The organism is Streptomyces katrae (assembly GCF_000966975.1).
Classification (GTDB): Bacteria; Actinomycetota; Actinomycetes; order Streptomycetales; family Streptomycetaceae; genus Streptomyces; species Streptomyces katrae.
The window spans coordinates 1-290 of record NZ_JZWV01001816.1 but is presented as its reverse complement, the minus strand read 5'-3'; the positions used below and the strand labels follow the sequence as shown (position 1 = coordinate 290).

The 290-nt window shown below is 69.3% G+C and carries 1 pseudogene; it reads left to right on the top strand.

Annotated elements, in window-relative coordinates:
• A pseudogene (locus tag VR44_RS40670) lies at positions 1 to 290 on the top strand (telomere-associated protein Tap); the annotation flags it as partial.

Genomic DNA, 290 nt, shown 5'->3' with positions numbered 1-290 from the left:
GCCTGGTACGCGACCCCGACCCTGGCCTACGCCCGGGAACTCGGCCACGACGTGCGCCCCACCGAAGCCTGGATCCGCCCGGAGCACGGCGCCTACCTCGACGCCTGGTACTCACGCCTCCGGGACGCCTACCTGGCCACGATGGCGGACATGGGCGTGACGACCACCCTCACGGAACCCGAGTTCCTCACCGCCATGGAAACCCACAAGCACCACAGCCCCCTCCCCACCGCCGTCCTCTCGGCGATCAAATCCACCGTCAAGGGCGGCATCGGCAAGCTCCGTGAACG